Annotated in this window: 15 protein-coding genes and 1 tRNA gene; 9 read left to right on the top strand and 7 right to left on the bottom strand. The window is 42.7% G+C overall.

The window, feature by feature from the left end:
• Nucleotides 1–14 precede the first annotated feature (14 nt).
• The 5 genes from egtB to ACTJKG_RS02385 are packed head-to-tail and all read right to left on the bottom strand — an operon-like array spanning nucleotide 15 to nucleotide 5,376.
• On the bottom strand, nucleotides 15–1,163 hold the full coding sequence (gene egtB / locus ACTJKG_RS02405; protein ID WP_172335816.1) for an ergothioneine biosynthesis protein EgtB: 1,149 nt from the start codon (nucleotides 1,161–1,163) through the stop codon (nucleotides 15–17).
• A 4-nt stretch (nucleotides 1,164–1,167) separates the two neighbouring features.
• The gene (locus ACTJKG_RS02400; protein ID WP_440738258.1) at nucleotides 1,168–2,742 is read right to left on the bottom strand and encodes an ABC transporter permease/substrate-binding protein; all 1,575 of its coding nucleotides are present in this window, start codon (nucleotides 2,740–2,742) and stop codon (nucleotides 1,168–1,170) included.
• Nucleotides 2,735–3,697 carry an ABC transporter ATP-binding protein gene (locus tag ACTJKG_RS02395; RefSeq protein WP_440738257.1) on the bottom strand — a complete coding sequence of 321 codons (963 nt, stop codon included), beginning with the start codon at nucleotides 3,695–3,697 and terminating at the stop codon, nucleotides 2,735–2,737. The genes ACTJKG_RS02400 and ACTJKG_RS02395 overlap by 8 nt, the downstream gene beginning before the upstream one ends.
• Nucleotides 3,698–3,706: 9 nt before the next feature.
• A complete protein-coding gene (locus tag ACTJKG_RS02390; protein ID WP_440738256.1) occupies nucleotides 3,707–5,092 on the bottom strand; it encodes a mercuric reductase in 1,386 nt (461 codons plus the stop codon).
• A 2-nt stretch (nucleotides 5,093–5,094) separates the two neighbouring features.
• The gene (locus ACTJKG_RS02385; protein WP_172335820.1) at nucleotides 5,095–5,376 is read right to left on the bottom strand and encodes a DUF427 domain-containing protein; all 282 of its coding nucleotides are present in this window, start codon (nucleotides 5,374–5,376) and stop codon (nucleotides 5,095–5,097) included.
• Nucleotides 5,377–5,570: 194 nt separating this feature from the next.
• Here ACTJKG_RS02385 and ACTJKG_RS02380 point away from each other — a divergent pair.
• From ACTJKG_RS02380 to ACTJKG_RS02345, 8 genes are all read left to right on the top strand, one after another.
• Nucleotides 5,571–5,642 (top strand) — tRNA-Glu (locus ACTJKG_RS02380).
• 250 nt (nucleotides 5,643–5,892) lie between these two features.
• Entirely contained in the window at nucleotides 5,893–7,113 is a 1,221-nt protein-coding gene (locus ACTJKG_RS02375; RefSeq protein WP_440738255.1) for a site-specific integrase, read from the top strand.
• Nucleotides 7,114–7,188: 75 nt separating this feature from the next.
• On the top strand, nucleotides 7,189–7,584 hold the full coding sequence (locus ACTJKG_RS02370; protein WP_440738254.1) for an ORF6N domain-containing protein: 396 nt from the start codon (nucleotides 7,189–7,191) through the stop codon (nucleotides 7,582–7,584).
• A gap of 842 nt (nucleotides 7,585–8,426) precedes the next feature.
• Nucleotides 8,427–9,188, top strand: a complete 762-nt coding sequence (locus ACTJKG_RS02365) for a hypothetical protein (protein WP_440738253.1) — start codon at nucleotides 8,427–8,429, stop codon at nucleotides 9,186–9,188.
• A gap of 211 nt (nucleotides 9,189–9,399) precedes the next feature.
• On the top strand, nucleotides 9,400–9,669 hold the full coding sequence (locus ACTJKG_RS02360) for a helix-turn-helix domain-containing protein (RefSeq protein WP_347531115.1): 270 nt from the start codon (nucleotides 9,400–9,402) through the stop codon (nucleotides 9,667–9,669).
• Nucleotides 9,666–9,983 carry a hypothetical protein gene (locus ACTJKG_RS02355; protein ID WP_440738252.1) on the top strand — a complete coding sequence of 106 codons (318 nt, stop codon included), beginning with the start codon at nucleotides 9,666–9,668 and terminating at the stop codon, nucleotides 9,981–9,983. The genes ACTJKG_RS02360 and ACTJKG_RS02355 overlap by 4 nt, the downstream gene beginning before the upstream one ends.
• Nucleotides 9,984–10,339: 356 nt before the next feature.
• Nucleotides 10,340–10,894 (top strand): BfmA/BtgA family mobilization protein, encoded by a 555-nt coding sequence (locus ACTJKG_RS02350; protein WP_440738251.1) that lies wholly within the window; start codon nucleotides 10,340–10,342, stop codon nucleotides 10,892–10,894.
• A gap of 10 nt (nucleotides 10,895–10,904) precedes the next feature.
• Complete coding sequence (locus ACTJKG_RS02345) at nucleotides 10,905–11,825, top strand: DUF5712 family protein (RefSeq protein WP_440738250.1); 921 nt, start codon at nucleotides 10,905–10,907, stop codon at nucleotides 11,823–11,825.
• A 303-nt stretch (nucleotides 11,826–12,128) separates the two neighbouring features.
• Here the strand turns inward: ACTJKG_RS02345 and ACTJKG_RS02340 are convergent, their stop codons facing one another.
• Complete coding sequence (locus tag ACTJKG_RS02340; RefSeq protein WP_440738536.1) at nucleotides 12,129–12,503, bottom strand: hypothetical protein; 375 nt, start codon at nucleotides 12,501–12,503, stop codon at nucleotides 12,129–12,131.
• Nucleotides 12,504–12,642: 139 nt separating this feature from the next.
• Complete coding sequence (locus ACTJKG_RS02335) at nucleotides 12,643–13,434, bottom strand: hypothetical protein (protein WP_440738249.1); 792 nt, start codon at nucleotides 13,432–13,434, stop codon at nucleotides 12,643–12,645.
• 454 nt (nucleotides 13,435–13,888) lie between these two features.
• On the opposite strand from ACTJKG_RS02335, the gene ACTJKG_RS02330 reads away from it, so the two are divergent.
• A complete protein-coding gene (locus ACTJKG_RS02330; RefSeq protein WP_440738248.1) occupies nucleotides 13,889–17,302 on the top strand; it encodes a hypothetical protein in 3,414 nt (1,137 codons plus the stop codon).
• Nucleotides 17,303–17,320: the final 18 nt, after the last annotated feature.

Here is a 17,320-nt window from a genome sequence, read left to right as displayed (position 1 = left end):
AGGTAATTATGCAATTATTTAGCAAGCCTGATGCCGGTAAACTGCCAGCGTAAATTTGTTTGAAAAAAATTGCGGTAAGTGATGCGGCTATGTCCCGGCGGGGTAGCTTCCGAAGCGCCGCGTAATACTTTTTGGTTTACCATAAACTTGCCGTTGTATTCGCCGATGGCTCCCGGGGCTTTGGCAAAGCCTGGATAAGGCAGATAAGAGCTTTCTGTCCATTCCCAGCTTTTGCCCCAGCTAAATTGTGTTGCCGCGGCTTCCCATTCAAACTCGGTTGGTAAGCGGAGCCCTTTCCAGGAAGCGTATGCATATGCTTCAAAATAACTGATGTGGCATACCGGGTTGTTAGGGTTAAGCAATTCTAAACCATGAAAGGTGTAATTATGCCACTCCTCATCAATTAAGTGCCAGTAAAGCGGTGCTTCGATCTGATTATTCTTCACCCAATCCCAACCCTCAGCATGCCAATGCCGAAAATCATGATACCCACCGCTGTTGATAAACTCCAGATACTCGGCATTGGTTACCAGGTTCGCGCTTATTTCATAGGCGTTTAAATAAACCTTATGGCGGTTTAGTTCGTTATCAAAACAAAACCCTTCACCGGTAAATCCTATTTCATAGATGCCCTCATCGATGCTGATAAAATCAACATCTGCAGTAATCACCTTAGGCGATACATAGCTGCTTGAATATGGAGGAAATAATGGATTATGGCCTAAAATATATTTGATATCGGTTAGTAACAGTTCCTGGTGCTGCTCTTCGTGATTGAAGCCTAATATCAGCAGCTCTTTAATATCCCCCGAGGGTTCCGTGCTCAGAAATTTTTCCATGGCTTCATCTACGTAGGCCCGGTACTGGTAGATGTCGTTAACGGTTGGGCGACTTAAATTGCCCCTGTCTGTACGAATAACGCGATTACCAACAGTTTCGTAATAGCTGTTGAAGACATAGTTGTAGTTGGGATTGAACTCCTGGTAGCCCATGAAATAAGGTTTCAGGATAAAAGTTTCAAAAAACCAGGTGGTGTGTCCAATATGCCACTTAGGCGGACTAACATCTACCACAGGCTGTACCACGTAGTCTTCTGTTTGCAGCGGGCTACAAATGTATTCGGTACGCTGCCGTACTTTCTTATAACAATCAACTAAATTCATGGGACTATTTACTATTCAAATATCGTTTGAGGTTAGAAATTGTTTTAATATTTAAACTTTTTGCTTGCTGCTCTCTCATCATTAAAGCATACGCATTATTAAACCCGATGGGTTTTAGCCAGCTTACCTGGTACTGTTTTTTAAATTCCCGCTGCACATAATTGTAAGTGCTATCTTTATTTTTAGTTACCTCATTTATTGTTTTTGATGGGGCTTGTAATATGGCTAATAAACCCGTGCCAGTATATTCGGGGTAAAAATCTATCTGGTCATTGGTCAATGCATCGAAACAAATCTTTGTTCCGCCAAGGCCTGTTTTTGTGGATACGCCATAATTGGTATACCCTTTTATAAGCATGCTGTACATATTGGCCAGTATATATTGTTCGCCAAATATTTTAGAGCCAATGCGTACAATGTTCTCTTCATTGGTTTTACGGGCTGGTTTAAACAGCTTATGGTTCACTAAAAAATCTTTGGCTACCCGCTCCGGGCTTTGGTGAAGATAGTCAGTACGGTAATTTAAATCGGTCATCACGGAATCATTTATTTTGCCGGATAACAAATTCAGTGTTCTTTCGAGTTCCGGAAATTTCTTCAACGCGTCATTCCTTACAATTGGCGCGGCATAGTATGGTGGGAATATGCCTTTATCATCATCCAGAACTACGAGGCCATAAGCTTTTAAACGCCCATCGGTGGAGTATCCGCTGATCACATCCAGCTCTTTTTGATAGGCTGCCTTGTACATCACTGCATCACTGATCACAATGGTATGGATCTTTAAGCCGTATTTGCTTTCTAAGCCGAGGTTACCATCCTGCCGACCCATAAACTCGGGCGTAAAACCGGCTGTAAGCTTACTTCCATAGGCAGTGGGTATAAAATAAAACGATGATAACAGCAACAGAACAATAGGCAGTGCATAACTGCTACGTTTAAGTTTTCTGAAATTGAGTTTTTGTACCAGTGATAACAGAAAATCAAAAATAATGGCCAGTAAAGCTGCCGGAATAGCCCCGGCAAGGATCATATTGGTATTGTTGAGCGATATGCCACCGAAAATAAACTCGCCCAAGCCTCCCGCTGCGATGAAGGATGCCAGTGTTGCCACGCCTACATTAATGACCGTAGCAGTGCGGATACCGGCCAAAATAACCGGCATAGCCAGTGGAAGTTCTACCTTGAATAATATTTGCCATTTGCTCATGCCCATGGCAATGGCGGCCTCTTTTACCGCGGCATCTACCCCGGTAATACCGGTATAGGTATTCCGGATAATAGGTAGCAGGGCATATAATAATAAAGCAACAATAGCCGGTTTGGGGCCAATTCCTAAAAGAGGGATCATAAAACCCAGCAAAGCTATGCTCGGAATGGTTTGCAGTACACCGGCAAAGCCCAGGACAGAACCAGAAAGCTTTCTTTTACGGGCGATAACAATACCCAGGGGCAAACCTATCAACACTGCGAAAAAGAGCGATATAAAGGTAAGTCCGATGTGCTGCATAGTTTGCACTGCCAGCTTATCGGCCTGCTGCTGCATAAACTCCAGTAAGGTTTGCTGATGCTCATTCATGCCCCTGTTTATTTTTATATTGGTTAAATGCCGACATGAGCTGCTCAAATCCAATGATTTTTATTTCGTTTTGGTCTTTGCTGATACTGATCGTCTCTGAATCAGTAAATTTAAACTGTTCGAGGCCGGTCCATAGATTTGTATTGGCAGATATTGTGGGTGATTGGTCGGTTTTGTGGAGATCGGGCAACAAGTCCCAAATATCCAGTAGCCGTATCGCCTTGAACTCCAGTTGAAGGCGCTGGTCTTTTAGAAAATCCTTCACAAAGTTATTTGCTGGGCTGAACAGTAGATCGGTCGGTGTGCCAGATTGTATAATCTTTCCTTTGTCCATAAGGCATATCCTGTCGCCCAGCTCAAAAGCTTCCTGCACATCGTGGGTAACCATAATGATGGTTTTTCTTTTTAACTCATCAAGTGCCTTGAATTCTTTATGAATGGAGGCTCGTGTAATGTTATCCAAAGCACCAAAGGGCTCGTCCATCAATAAAACCGGCGGATCAGACACCAGGGCCCGGGCCAAGCCAATGCGCTGCTGCTGACCACCGCTTAATTCATTGGGGTAAGCATGCAGGTAATCGGAGCTAAGGTGTAGTTTTTCCATTAACTCGGCAGTGCGATCAGCTATTTTCTTTTTATCCCACTTTAATAATTGAGGTACCACGGCGATGTTTTCGGCAACCGTATAATGTGGAAATAGTCCATTGTTTTGTAAAACATAACCAATGCCACGTCTTAGCGTTTCAGGCTGTTCATCGACAATGTTTTTTCCATTAATGAAAATGCTGCCTGATGTTGGCTCTATAAGCCGGTTGATCATTTTAAGGGTAGTAGTTTTACCGCATCCACTTGTACCTAACAGAATGAGGTTCTCTTGTTCCTGAACTTCAAAGCTAATGGTATCAACCGCTTTAACTTTACCAAAATGCTTGCTTATATCTTTAACCTTTATCATAAGCGGGGGTTAATCCTCCAGGGTCATAAACAAGTTATTTAATGATTCTGAATACAGGGGATGAGCAAACACACAATAGCGGATCCGGTCGTACGTAATGCCGCCCTCCATCGCCATTTGCAGCACGGTCATGATCTCTCCGCCTTCGGGGCCTAAAACAGTAGCTCCTAAGATCTTTTTTGTTTTGGTGTCAACAATAGCTTTCATAAACCCACGGGTATCCCCGGTTTCTATAGCGCGGGCTACGTGGGCCATGGGTAATTTGGCCACTTTGAAATTTAAGCCTTGTTTTTTAGCTTCGGTTTCATCTATCCCTACCCGGCCCAACTGTGGGTCGGTAAACATACAATAAGGAACTGGGCGATCATCTGTATTCAGATCTTGTTTTTCGATGAGATTTCGGTAAACAATGGTATAATCGTTATAAGAGATGTGTGTAAATGCTGGCCCTCCTTTTGCATCACCAAGGGCGTATATGCCGGGAGTGCTGGTCTCCAGTTTGTTATTTACTTTAATATTACCCTTTTCGTCTACAGCCACACCTGTACTGGATAAGTTAAGTGCCTCTGTTTGCGGGGTGCGGCCAACGGCTACTAATACATGTGTGCATTTGACCTTTTTTTCTTTACCATGTACAGATATCGTGGCGGTTATTTTACCACCTTTTTTCTGATTAAATCCTGTAGCTTGTGTTTGGTTATAGATAGTAATGGCTTCGGCCTCCAATATCTTTTGCATTTCGATAGAGATATCTTCGTCTTCGTGTGATACGATCCTGGCTGATTTTTCTAATATAGTAACCTTGCTGCCAAACCGGCGAAACATTTGCCCAAACTCCAGGCCGATATAATTACCACCCAATATCAATAAATGCTCAGGAACATAATCCAGATCGAGTATAGTTGTTGATGTCAGGTAGTCAATATCACTCAAGCCCTCTATTTTGGGTATGAAAGGGTTATCGCCGGGGTTCAGAAAAATAAGATCAGCCTGCAGAGTTTGTTTTTTGCCATTATTCAACTCTACCTGAATAGTTTTATGCCCAGTGAAAGTAGCTTCGCCAAATAATACATCAAGGTTTTGAGTTTTTTCTGCCGCATGCAGCCCCCCATTGCGTGAACGAAGTACGATCTCGTCTTTGCGTTTTTTGATCTGAGGCATATTCACCGAAAACTTTTTTATGAGTACACCAAGCTCCGCGCTTTTACTGGCCATGTAAGCAGCTTTTGCCGATGCCACCATGGTTTTTGTAGGTGTGCAACCATCATTTACGCAGGTACCACCATAAAATCTTTTTTCGACAATGGCAGTTTTTTTGCCCGCAATAGCCAGTTTTTTGGCTAATGGTGCACCCGCTTGCCCGGCGCCGATAATAATGGCATCGTACTTCTTCATGTTTACTCGGTTACTTTAACACCTTTCCAGAAAGCCACATAATTGGTAATGTGGTTTGCCGCTTCCTTCGGTTGCGGATAATACCATGCGGCATCCTGGTTTTTTTTACCATCCACATTCAGGGTATAATAAGATGCCAGTCCTTTCCATGGGCAAGTAGTATGAGTATCGGTATTTTCAAGGTATTCGGCCTTAACGCTTTCTATCGGGAAATAGTGATTATTTTCGACCACGATAGTATCATTACTTTCAGCGATGATCTGATCGTTCCAAATTGCTTTCATAAAGTATGTTTTATTTATTTATAAAGATAGCTTTAACATGGCAAACATTTACAATGATAAATGGACGATTTTGTTTGAAACCTCTTTAAAAAGGGGGCCATTTAGGGCTAAAATATTTTTTTTAAATTTTATTTTTAATTTATCTATAAAGCTATATCTTTGCAATCCCAAAACAAGGGAAAATAAATAAAAAAGGCCCGTTCGTCTAGGGGTTAGGACAGGAGATTTTCATTCTTCAAACAGGGGTTCGATTCCCCTACGGGCTACTAAAAACAATATCGAAAGATGCTAAAAACCTGCAAATCAAATGATTGCAGGTTTTTTTGTTTATGTCAAAACGCCATTTTATGCACCAAATTACCACAAAAAAGGGACAAATTCGGTGCGTACCTAAATGGTAAATAACTACGCACCGAATTGTTCATAATTATTTGATTGTCAAGATGTTCAAATGGTGAATATCTTGATGAAAGCAGGCTGCAAACTTACTTTTGTTTCACTTTTAAGCTTGTAATTATGAAAAGTAATTTCCATCTGCTTTTTTACCTCAGAAAGCAAAAAAACTACAAAGGGGGCCCGATGGCCGTTTACATGCGCATTACCGTAGATGGCAAACGTGTAGACATGTCTGCCGGACGTGAATGTGATCCGGCCAAATGGAACAGCCATGCAGGTCGGGCCATCGGTACAAAGGAAGAAATCAAATCGCTTAACAATTATCTGGACAGCCTGCAAACTAAAGTTAGAAATGCGCACCAGGTGCTGATTGATGCCAACCAGCACATCACTACTGAAAGCCTTCAGAATCAGTTCACAGGAAAAACAGAAAAGAACCGCTATCTGATGCAGCTCTTTGCTGAACATAATGCGAAAATAAAAGCATTGATCGGTAATGGGTTCGAGGCGAATACACTAAAGGGATATAATACGTCTGAAAAACACCTTACCGGCTTCCTGCAAAAAGCATATGGCAAAACGGATATAGAGATCGGGCAATTAAACCACGCCTTTATTACTGGCTTTGAGTTTTACCTGAAAGCAGATTGTAAAATTACCGGGGTGTCTGCTGCCAAGTATATTAAACATCTTAAAAAAATAGCGAATCACTGTATTGCAAACGGCTGGCTAAAGCAAAATCCATTCATTAATTTTAAATCTGCTGCAAAGGCAAAGGAGCGCACTTTCCTTACACAGCAGGAACTGGATAGTATTACGACATCCCCGAAGATTACGATTGATCGCCTGAAGCAGGTAAGAGATATTTTTGTTTTTTGCTGTTACACGGGTTTGTCTTATGCGGATGTAAAGAAACTAAGGCGCAACGAGATTGGTATAGGCATAGACGGCGAGCAGTGGATATTTACCAGTCGCCAAAAAACGGATACTTCATCACGCATACCATTGCTTCCTGTAGCTTTAGCAATATTAAACCGCTATCAGGATCATCCGCAGTGTGAAAATAAAGGACTGCTATTACCTGTATTGAGTAATCAAAAAATGAATGCTTACCTCAAAGAAATAGCTGACTTATCGGATGTTCTTAAACACTTAACTTTCCACTTGGCAAGACACACATTTGCCACAACAGTTACGCTATCCAATAGCGTACCGATAGAAACGGTCAGCAAAATGTTGGGGCATACCAATATCAAAACTACCCAGCATTATGCTAAGATATTGGATTTAAAAGTGAGCCAGGATATGGCCGCTCTCAAACAGAAATATCTAACCGTTTAATAATTAAAACTCTATAGGGTGGTAAAATGGCACTCTATAGGGCTTATTCCCACCTTACCCTTTCAATCTAAAAAAATGGAAAAGCAATTGATACCTGATGAAATCATCATGAATAAAATCTATTATATCCGTGGGCATAAAACAATGCTGGCCAGCGATTTGGCGGAATTATATCATATTGAAACACGTGTTTTAAATCAATCAGTAAGTAGAAATCTAAAAAGATTCCCGCCCGACTTCATGTTTCAGCTTTCGGAAAACGAATATTCATCATTGACATCACAAATTGTGGTGCGTCTTGAAGCGACGAGAGGTCGCATGCTGTTAAAACGATGGTGGTATGGCCCACCGCAGGGGCTGACAGACAGATCCTGCAAACCAACCGGTGGTGCTTTCATCCGAAAGGCGATGGTACTAAGCGACCGGGGAAAAGGCAGCGTGATAGCTGTCAGGTACGACACGAATAGCTGAACGAAAGTAAATTACCTTCTTAAAACATCGATATGTGAAGGAAATTCTGTCAAAATGGAAGAGCTCACAATCTCATCCAGACAAAGCTTTGCGGCAGTAAACTGAAGCTGGCTAAGCGGCAGGCGGTGCATAGGTAGCAGGAATCCGTGTCAGGCGATTTAACGGAACAAGAGAACTTGCATTGTCTAAATTAGGGGAACGCACAAGCAGAGAACCTGTAAGGTAAATACCGCAAGACGATGCAGGGACGGATTCAGCCGTAGTAGTGATGACGACCTGCGAAAGCAGGTAAGAGCAAAGGGCTGAACCAGATTGGTTTCAATTTAAACAACAACTTTAAAAGGGATGATTGATTATTACGAAACAAAAACACATCCAATCACCAAAAGAATGGTGCTGGATGCTTACAAGCATGTAAGAGACAATGGGGGAAGTGCTGGCATTGACGGAATAAGCATAAGCGATTATGCCGAACATCTATCTGGATATTCTGAAGCCGTTGATCAATGCGTTCCGAAAAAAAGTTCATCGAGTTCCATGACACTTTGACCATGCTAAGTACCTGAACCAGATATTTAAAATTTGATTTCATCAACCCAACTAATTGGTCAAATGGGCATGGAACAGTAGGTCAGGCATGACGGAATATCCACCTGATTAGTTCAAGCATATATTACTTATGGGATAGAATTCGTAAATTCTAATTTATGCAGTTCGAAAATAGTCCTTTACTTTTCATAAAACGACTCCTTTAAACCTAATATTCGATATACTGGAATATTGTTCATTTTCCTAAATGTAATATTTAATCAAGTTATTAACTTTAGGTTAAAATCTAACCTATGCGTGAACAATACTTCAAACACCGGTCACCGTTCGATTTTAACAAAGACTCTAATGATATAGGTCGCCCACTTTTTTGGAATAAAAAAGTTGAGGACAACCACTTTCTCAATTTGCTTTATCGAAAGAGGGAACAAGAATTCGATGAATTGTATAAATACCACCTGCAATTCTTTTTAGCTAACTACGATGATGCAACCAAACAGGAGTATTTTAGGTATGTGTGGGAAGTCATACAGGATGCCATTGCACAATTAAGACATAAGGACAGGTACACCTCCGGCCATGCCCTTAATTTCCGGAATAAATTTCACCTTAACCGGTTTGCAGAATATCTTCAAGGTATCGATGAGTGGAACCTTGGCCGTACCCAGGCTGAGATCATCGCGGAGAAGGAAGGCCAGATCAAGATACTCAAAGAACAGTTGCAACGCCTTATGGACGAGCGTAGGGAGGCTGAGAAATTGGATACCGACTACCCGATCAATATTGCCGGCGGTCATTTCCTCACTGTGGTTGACCTTTTCAAGAAGATTGAGGCACTAAAAGTAGGCGATAAGGAACTGGTATTTTCGCAGATGCCCATCACCTGGGCCAAACTGATCTGCCGGTACTTTCAGGAAGACGGTGAACCGATAAAATTAGACCGTGTGCGGCGCTACTATCCACGTGACGCGAGTAATCCGAGTGGCAGGTCATCTGCTATTCCTTCCGAAAACCAGTATTTCAATATCATTTCGGCAAAACGCAGGGCAAGTTAAGACCGGATTTTAGGTTCACTTTTCTTTTGCAGGCAAACGTTAACAATTGCTTCTAAACTACTCAGCACATTCTTTTTCAGCACTATGCTTTGCCTGTCGTTACCATAGCTTGGCTTATGGTAATGAACAATATCGCCATGCACACATCTTTGCTTCGTATCCGGCACCGACGGGATAAGTATTAAGTAACGATTTAACGAAGGAGGCGATTATGCAAGCAAGTGAATTGATCACTAAAGGAGATCTGAATGAATTTAAAAGCGAACTATTAACAGAAATTAAGAAACTCGTTCAACTGGACGGTCAGGGCCAGTCCAAAAAATGGCTCAAAAGTAACGAGGTAAGAAAGCTGCTCAAAATATCACCAGGCACCTTACAGAACCTGCGTATCAACGGTACATTGAGTTTTACCCGTATCGGCAGCATCATGTATTACAAGCTCGACGACATCAACAAGCTACTGGAAGGAGGTCTGCAATGAGTATTCATAAAATTGCGGTGAGTGAACTTGCCGGTTACAGCAAGCTGCTCAAACGCATGAGCATGGACGGGCGACTGAATACTACACACATCAGCTTGTTCAGCGCATTATTCGTCCAATGGCAACGCGCTGGTTTCAAAAGCCCGTTTTCTGTTACCAGAAAGACACTGATGGCTTTTAGCCGGATAGCCTCTATTGCAACATATCACAAGTGTATCAAAGAATTTGACGAATATGGTTACATCCGTTATCAGCCGTCATACCATCCCAAACTCGGCAGCCAGGTTTACTGGCCTGCCGGTTGGGAAGTATAGCCCGGTATTTTATATCGGTATATCCGTATCTCGGGCTATAAGGATAACCGCATATCGGAATAACCGGTTATTCCGATATAGATATAGTCAGATATTCAGCTATATAATTACAAATCCGGTGTAGCCCTTGGCTGCACCGGTAAAGATTTGCTTCGCAAATCAGGAAAAAAGTGCCGGTCGCTTCGCGAAAGCGGAGGGAGCGAGCGGAAGTCGGGCGCACCCGACTTTTTCCGCTCGCCCTGCGGGGCAGGGCCGGTTCGCGTATACCTGCGGTATACTTAACCCCCGCTTAATATGATAGGTTATATTTTCGGTATACCCGGCGGTATACCGATTTTGAAGAAATGGTAGGTAATATGACCAAAGATGAAAATGTAAAAACCATCCGGTTCCCGGTTAAAACGGATGAAAAGCTGCTGAGTTTGGCGAATAAGCATGGTCTGACTAAGCTGGATCTGTTTATCTATATGGTGGACTATTTTTATAAGAGTAAGAAAGATCCCAGGGACCTGAATGATGAGTTGCTAAAAAACGCGATCAATCGCAAGACCGATAATATTGTCGCTTTTATCAAAACACAGGAACAGGACTTATTGATCCCCATGAAGAAGGATTCGGAGCGGATGATTACGGTACAAGGTAAGATCGTGGATTTCTTTAATGATCATATCCTGGTGCATAATGATGAGCAAAAAACGGCTTATGCGGAACAGGCAAAGAACATTGCGCAGATGTCCAAATACCTGTCGGGGTTGGATACCGCGCAATATGATAAAGCAAGGCTGAAAGGCAAGTTCTCAGAGATACTGGAACATTATATCAACAGTCGGGAACAAATGAATGTGCTGACCAAGCAGGTAGAAAAAGATGATTTGATCAGGCATACCAGGAGTATGCTCAGGAATTTATAAGGATTATATCATGCATGTCAATATCACGAAGAGCGAAACGGGTAATAACAAAGGCAGCAGCAGCCAGCTGGTCGCTTACCTGGAGAAGGAGAACCGGTTAGCAGAGCAGTTGAATAACGAACCAGAGTACTGGTTCAACGCCGGAAGAAATAATATCCAGGCTTATGAAGTCAGGCAGGGTATTGACGGTAATGTGGCTAAGCTATCCAAAGATGACGTGAAGTTTTTCCTAATCAATATCAGTCCGAGTGAAAAGGAACAGCTATTCCTGAAATCAAAATTTGGAGAAAAGGGTGCTAAGGTATATCTGAAAGCCTATGCCAATGAGGTGATGGATGCTTACGCGAAGAATTTTAAACGAAAGGGTATTGATGGAAACAAAGATCTGGTGTATTATGGCAAGTTGGAGCATCATAGGTACTATACGTATAAAGATCTGGAAGTAAGAAAAGGAAAGGCAATGCGGGGTGATAGGAAGCCGGGTGAGCAGATGCATATACAGGTCATTGTCAGCCGGAAGGATGCCAGTAATAGTATCAAGTTGAGCCCTTTGAATAATTCAAGAGGGACCAATGCTGCGCATAGCCTGCAAGTAGGTCAGTTTGACCGGGTCGCTTTCAAGCAGGCTACAGAAAGATTGTTTGACAAAGCTTTTGGTTATGAGCGGGAGGTCGGGGAATCTTTTCGTTATGTTAACACTTTAAAGCATGGTTCTTATGAACAGAGGCAGGAAGTCAAAGAACAGCAAAAACAGGAACAGGTGGCTAAAATAGAAAGGCAGCAAAGCTATCATCAGGGTAAGGGGCTTTTGGATATATTATTGGATGGGCAAGGTGTTTATGTGGCTCCCGCACAGGATGACAGTACAAGGAAGAGAAGAAAAAAGAAGCGTGGGCATGACCTGGATCAAAGTTATGGCCAATCGATGTGATAGATGCTCATTGGCCGCTTGGCTGCGGCAGACGGTGAAATACCACCACGCGCTTCGCTCCGGGCTGCATTCCACCGCCAGCCTCGCCATTGCACGCAGGCAAGTATTCGTTCCTCATACACGCCTGCTGGGCTGACGCGCAAAATATCGGTTGGTCATCGCACCGCGGTCACAAAATTAGCCACGCAGGAAAAATGTCAAGTATTTATAAACCACGGCTATCGCCGCGGCCCTTGACAGTTTTCCTGCTATCGGCTCCGGTTGTTTAAGCGGTGAATGCCCTGTGTGTTTATGATACCGGGCTCAGCCGTTGTCGGGGCCGGGGTCTGTGGTTTGGAAAATTTTTCGGGGGCGTTTGTTTTTGATCGCTTGTTCTCCGGGCCGGTTAACTTTTACATAGGTATGCAAGGGCCTTTCGTTAAGGGTTTTGACCTTGGGGGATACGCCTTGTGGTCTGGTCGCTATTTTCAGGGTTAATAGCCGGTCACCCGATGGTTGATTATGGAAGGCTGCGATAGCCCGGTTGGCGGCGGCTTCATTCTGCATTTCCAAAAAGGCGTAGCCTTTGCATTTTCCGGATTTTCGGTCGCGGACGATTTTAATGGTTTCAATATCACTATAGGGGCCGACGAGTCTGGTGATATCCAGTTCGCTGATGTCAAGCGGGAATCCGCTAATCCCTTGCCCTACCCCGAGAAAAGAGTCGGAGTCCGTGACAGGTTCCTTGCTAATAGCTTCGGTTGCTTAAACGGTACAATAGCCTGGCGTGTGCAATAAGGAGAATAGTGTTTCATATTTCCGAGACAAGCCCGTAAAGCTATTTTTCTATTTTCAATTCACTAACCAATTTAGAAAGATTCCTCAACAAAAGAACCTCAGCGTTAATGCGGCCATTTTTTATTGACTTTAAAAAAGTCTCAATATCATTTTGGAGCGGAGCTATGTTGCGGATTAGTCTTGCCTTTTGCCAATCCCTGCTATTGGTAATCAATAACCTCCGCTCATGTTCATCTGGGACACCCCATTTTTTCAAGAATGGCAAAAGAGGTTTCAGTTTATCGGGGAAGGGGGCTGAAGAAAGTAACCTCTTACTTTTAATCACAAATATATTCTCGCTTTCGTTGATCAGGTTGATAGTTTCATTAATAATGGGAACAAGGTCTCTCTTATTTTGCAAGGTTAGAAACATACCATTCTCCCGAATGATGATCGCCTCATCATCTGCTAAATTAAGAGCGTGAAAGTATTTCTGAAGACTAGGCCAGAACCGGTTAAAATCCTCACTTAAAAAAGGATCGTATTTAAACCGGCTCGCCGTGCCAAAATGTTTTTCATTCAATAGAAATAGATCATAGTCGGTATCAGTTCGATTGACTGGGCGATCAATTGCAAAGGCCTGGTCCGGATTATTGACCGATAAAGTAAAATCTGAGAATACTATTATTCTAACAGAAAATAATAGTCCGTACTCATCAATATGAACTTGATAGCTCTTATAATTATCAATGATCAATGCCCGGAAAGATTTTTCGTTAAAATTCTTACTGGCGGCTTCTTGAGACTTAGTCGTACAGCCAAATTGATTGGCGATTTTTTGCAGGTAATCCATATTAGTGTAAGGTGAGCAGTTAGCAGAAGCTCCATACTAATATCAATAATTCATTTCGGTTTTTCAAACAATCTGGGAGTCATGCTAAAATAAATCAACAAAAAGCAATGGATATTTTCACCAAGTAAAAACGTAAAACCACGTATTGTAAATTTCATATAGATTGCATAGGTTTATCAGGTATAAATAATTAACTATTACCTTATCATGAAGCGACTCCTAGCCTTTTCTCCATTGAGGAAACATGATGCAATGATCGATCCGATCATGAGTCATCCTCCAGGTTTTCATACGATGATTTCCCCGTTTTCGATTAATAATTCCTTTGTTAGCAATTACCGCAATCCAACATACAATGAATTCCTTTAGTTCTAAATTTCACCTGGCCTTATATTTTCTAATCGCTTTTTTTTCAGTCGAGTCCTTCGCGCAAAATGATCCAAAGAATCCCTTTATGGCAACAGAAGTATTGCCGCCTGCTCCAAACGCGGCACAGCTGGGAAAATTTGGGGGACTTACCCCAGGCTTATTTTCCGGAGCCGCGAAACAACAGATTTCTTTATATACGATCAAGACAAGAGATCTGGAGGTGCCGATTAGCTTAAGCTACTCTTCCAATGGTGTTAAAGTAGATGAGGTTGCTTCCCATGCTGGTACCAATTGGGTGTTGAATTTTGGTGGCGTGATCAACCGAACAGCATATGACGTACCGGATGAGTTTGGCACTTTTGTTGCCCCGCCGAACGGATTTGATAGCCTTACCCCAGCGCTTTTTAATTATTTGAACACAGCAGTAAACAACGATTATAGCGGTCAGGATACACAACCAGATATGTTCACGTTTAATTTTAACGGGGAAGCGGGAAAATTCATTCTGGATGCTCAGAAAATACCTGTATTGCTTGATAAATCTAATTTGAAGATCGAGCCAAATTTTACGGGGCTGTCCTGGAACTTTAAAATAACAACAGGTAATGGTGATCAGTATTTTTTTGGAGGAAGTCAGGCGACGGAGAGTAGTAAAACATATTCTGGAGGAGGACCAAGTTGCGGGAAGAGTTACGGATCACCCATTCCGACGGCCTGGTACCTCAATAAAATAAAATCCGTTAAAGGGGATTCTATTGTTTTTAAATATACCGCGACAAACGAGTTCTACAGCGCTTCCGTTAACGAATCGATGACTCGCACAGCACCCACAGGAGCGGGAATCTGGAGTTGCCAGCCTCCGGGCTGCACCAGTGGGTGTGGTTCAACGGGCGGTACGTGCGTCGTTATTAACGACGACAAAATCTGCTCCACCTCGTTGAGTGTTCAGGGTGTCGCGTTAAGCGAAGTTGATTTTGATCAGGGGAAAATTACCATTGATAATATTGCACGGGGAGATGTACAGGGCGATATTCTGGTAGGCAATATCAACATCTATAGTAACACTAAAACATCCCTTCTTAAACAGTTTACATTAGGTTATGTATATTCGAATAGCGGGTTAAACTATATTTCCAATAGCTATATTGGGAGCAACGAAAAATCCAGACCTTTTTTACAGAGCATAAATGAGAAGGACCTTAACGGAGTCGTCGCTCAAAAGTATAAATTCAGTTACGAAGATATCAATGGATTACCCCCTCGCTTATCATTTGCCCAGGACCATTACGGATATTTCAATGGGAAGAACAATACCATTTTTATTCCTGTAGCGGACGACCCTTATATCAAATCTTATTTCCCTGCAAGCATGGGCAACCGAACCCCCGATTCTCTATATGCCAGAAAAGGTTTATTAACCAAAATAATTTATCCTACCGGGGGCAGTGATAGCTTAGTCTATGAGCCACATAAGGGAATGATACAGGTGACTATTCCACCTACTGTTAAGGACATATCCACCAATGCAACCGGTACCGGAACAAGAACAGGGGTAACCACCTCTGTAACTTCAAGCACCATTTTGAAAGTTGCACCTTCGACACTAACGTTATATTGCGACGGTCTTGCTGGCCCCGGAACTTACGATACCGTACACCAATTCGCGGAAGCGGAAGTAGACGATGCGGCAACGGGAGCAAGAGTACTCTATTTAAAGGCCCTCCCTTTTGAAAATAAAACGGGGGCAGTTAACCTGAGTGCGGGTCATTCCTACATCCTGAAAGTGACGGCCTATGGTTCTGTTATAGGTGGTAGCGCGGATTTGTCTTATTCGGATGGGAATCCCACCTATCAGAGTGTGTTAGGGCAATTTGGAGGTATGCGGGTGGCGAAGGTCATCACTTTCGATCCGGTGCAGAACAATACACAAGTAAAGAGATTCTATTATGGAGACTTGAATAATTTAAATAACAGCTCCGCAAATAATATTATTGACGGGGATAATGTTCTTTACTACAAAGGCTATCGGACTATCACTCAATGCGAAACTTTTTGTACGTATACCCAGGGTAGTTCTAGTAGCATGTATAACCTTTTTGTGTACAGCGATGAGAACGTAGTATATAATAGTGTAATCGAGGGTTTGGGGAATAATTTTGAAAATGGCGGCGTTGAGCATATTTACTCTGTTCACGCGGATGTACCCGCCCATACTACTATGGGTAATGATACCAAAGGAGCCCCTCTTTCCAACGCGGGCTGGGATAACGGCCGAGAAATCAATACCAATTATTTTAAAAAGAATGGTACAAATTTTAATTATACCAGGAAGATCTATAATCATTATAAGTTGGACAGCAGGGGTTCTGAAAGCCACTACGGTTATGTCATTTCCAGTGAGTACGATCGTCAGCACACTCCGCTAGAAGAGCGGGATTTTGACCGGTTTGACGTATCACAATACAACCTGGACTCCCATTGGGTGTATAAGGATACCACCAGAACAACGGAGTACGATGCTGCACAAAATCTGATTGCTTCTCATCTGGAAGTAGACCGCTATGATAACCCTGTTCATTTCAACTTGACCAGGAATCAGATCACAAAAAGCACCGGACAGCTTATAACCACACTGATCACGTATCCGCAGGATTATACCAGCACCAACACGTTTATCACTAATCTCATCAATAATCATGTGCTCGACGTACCCATTGAAACCGTAAAATACCAGCAGAACGCCGATGGCAGTAATACCAATATTTTATCCGGGGTTCTTCGGACTTATAAAACAGATGGCAAAGGACTGCTAGACTCTGTTTATGGTGCTAAAATTATCGCAGCCATTCCGCTAGCCTCTTTCAAATTCTCCAATGCGGCAACAGGTGTTTTACCCATCAGCGGTACTACGGGTGCATATATCAAGTCCAGTACATACGAGCCTCGGCTTAACTCGGTCAGTTATGACGGTTTCGGAAACCTGACTCAACAACACATTCAGAACGGACTAAACATTTCCTATAAGTGGGGATATAATGGTAATTATCCGATCGCAAGGATAAGCAACGCAGCACCCAATGAATTCTATTCCGAAGGGTATGAAGAAAGCACAGCAAGTGGTGTAACAACGGGAACAGGCCATACCGGTATTAAGTACACGACCAACGCGACTGTCAGTTGGTCGAAACCCAATAGCCGTAATTATGTGATCACCTATTGGTACCGTAGTGGTGGTGTATGGAAACTTCAAACGGAACAGGCTTATACCGGACCCACATTTACCATGTCTGGCGGCGACGCCTACGACGATGTTCGCATTTATCCGGCAGATGCTCAGTTGACCACCCTGACGTTTGATCCGATAATAGGAGCCACAAGCAGTACCGATTCTAAAGGGGAAACCACCTATTTTGAGTATGATTCCTTCCTCCGTCTATTGAATACCAAAGATAAGGACAGGAATATTTTGAAAAGCTATGATTATAACTATCGCCCATAACTATTCTATTTAGACCTT

Origin of the sequence: Mucilaginibacter sp. 22184, from assembly GCF_052045695.1 — a bacterium.
GTDB lineage: Bacteria > Bacteroidota > Bacteroidia > Sphingobacteriales > Sphingobacteriaceae > Mucilaginibacter.
The sequence above is the reverse complement of the archived record's forward strand: the minus strand, read 5'-3'. Positions and strand labels throughout refer to the sequence as shown.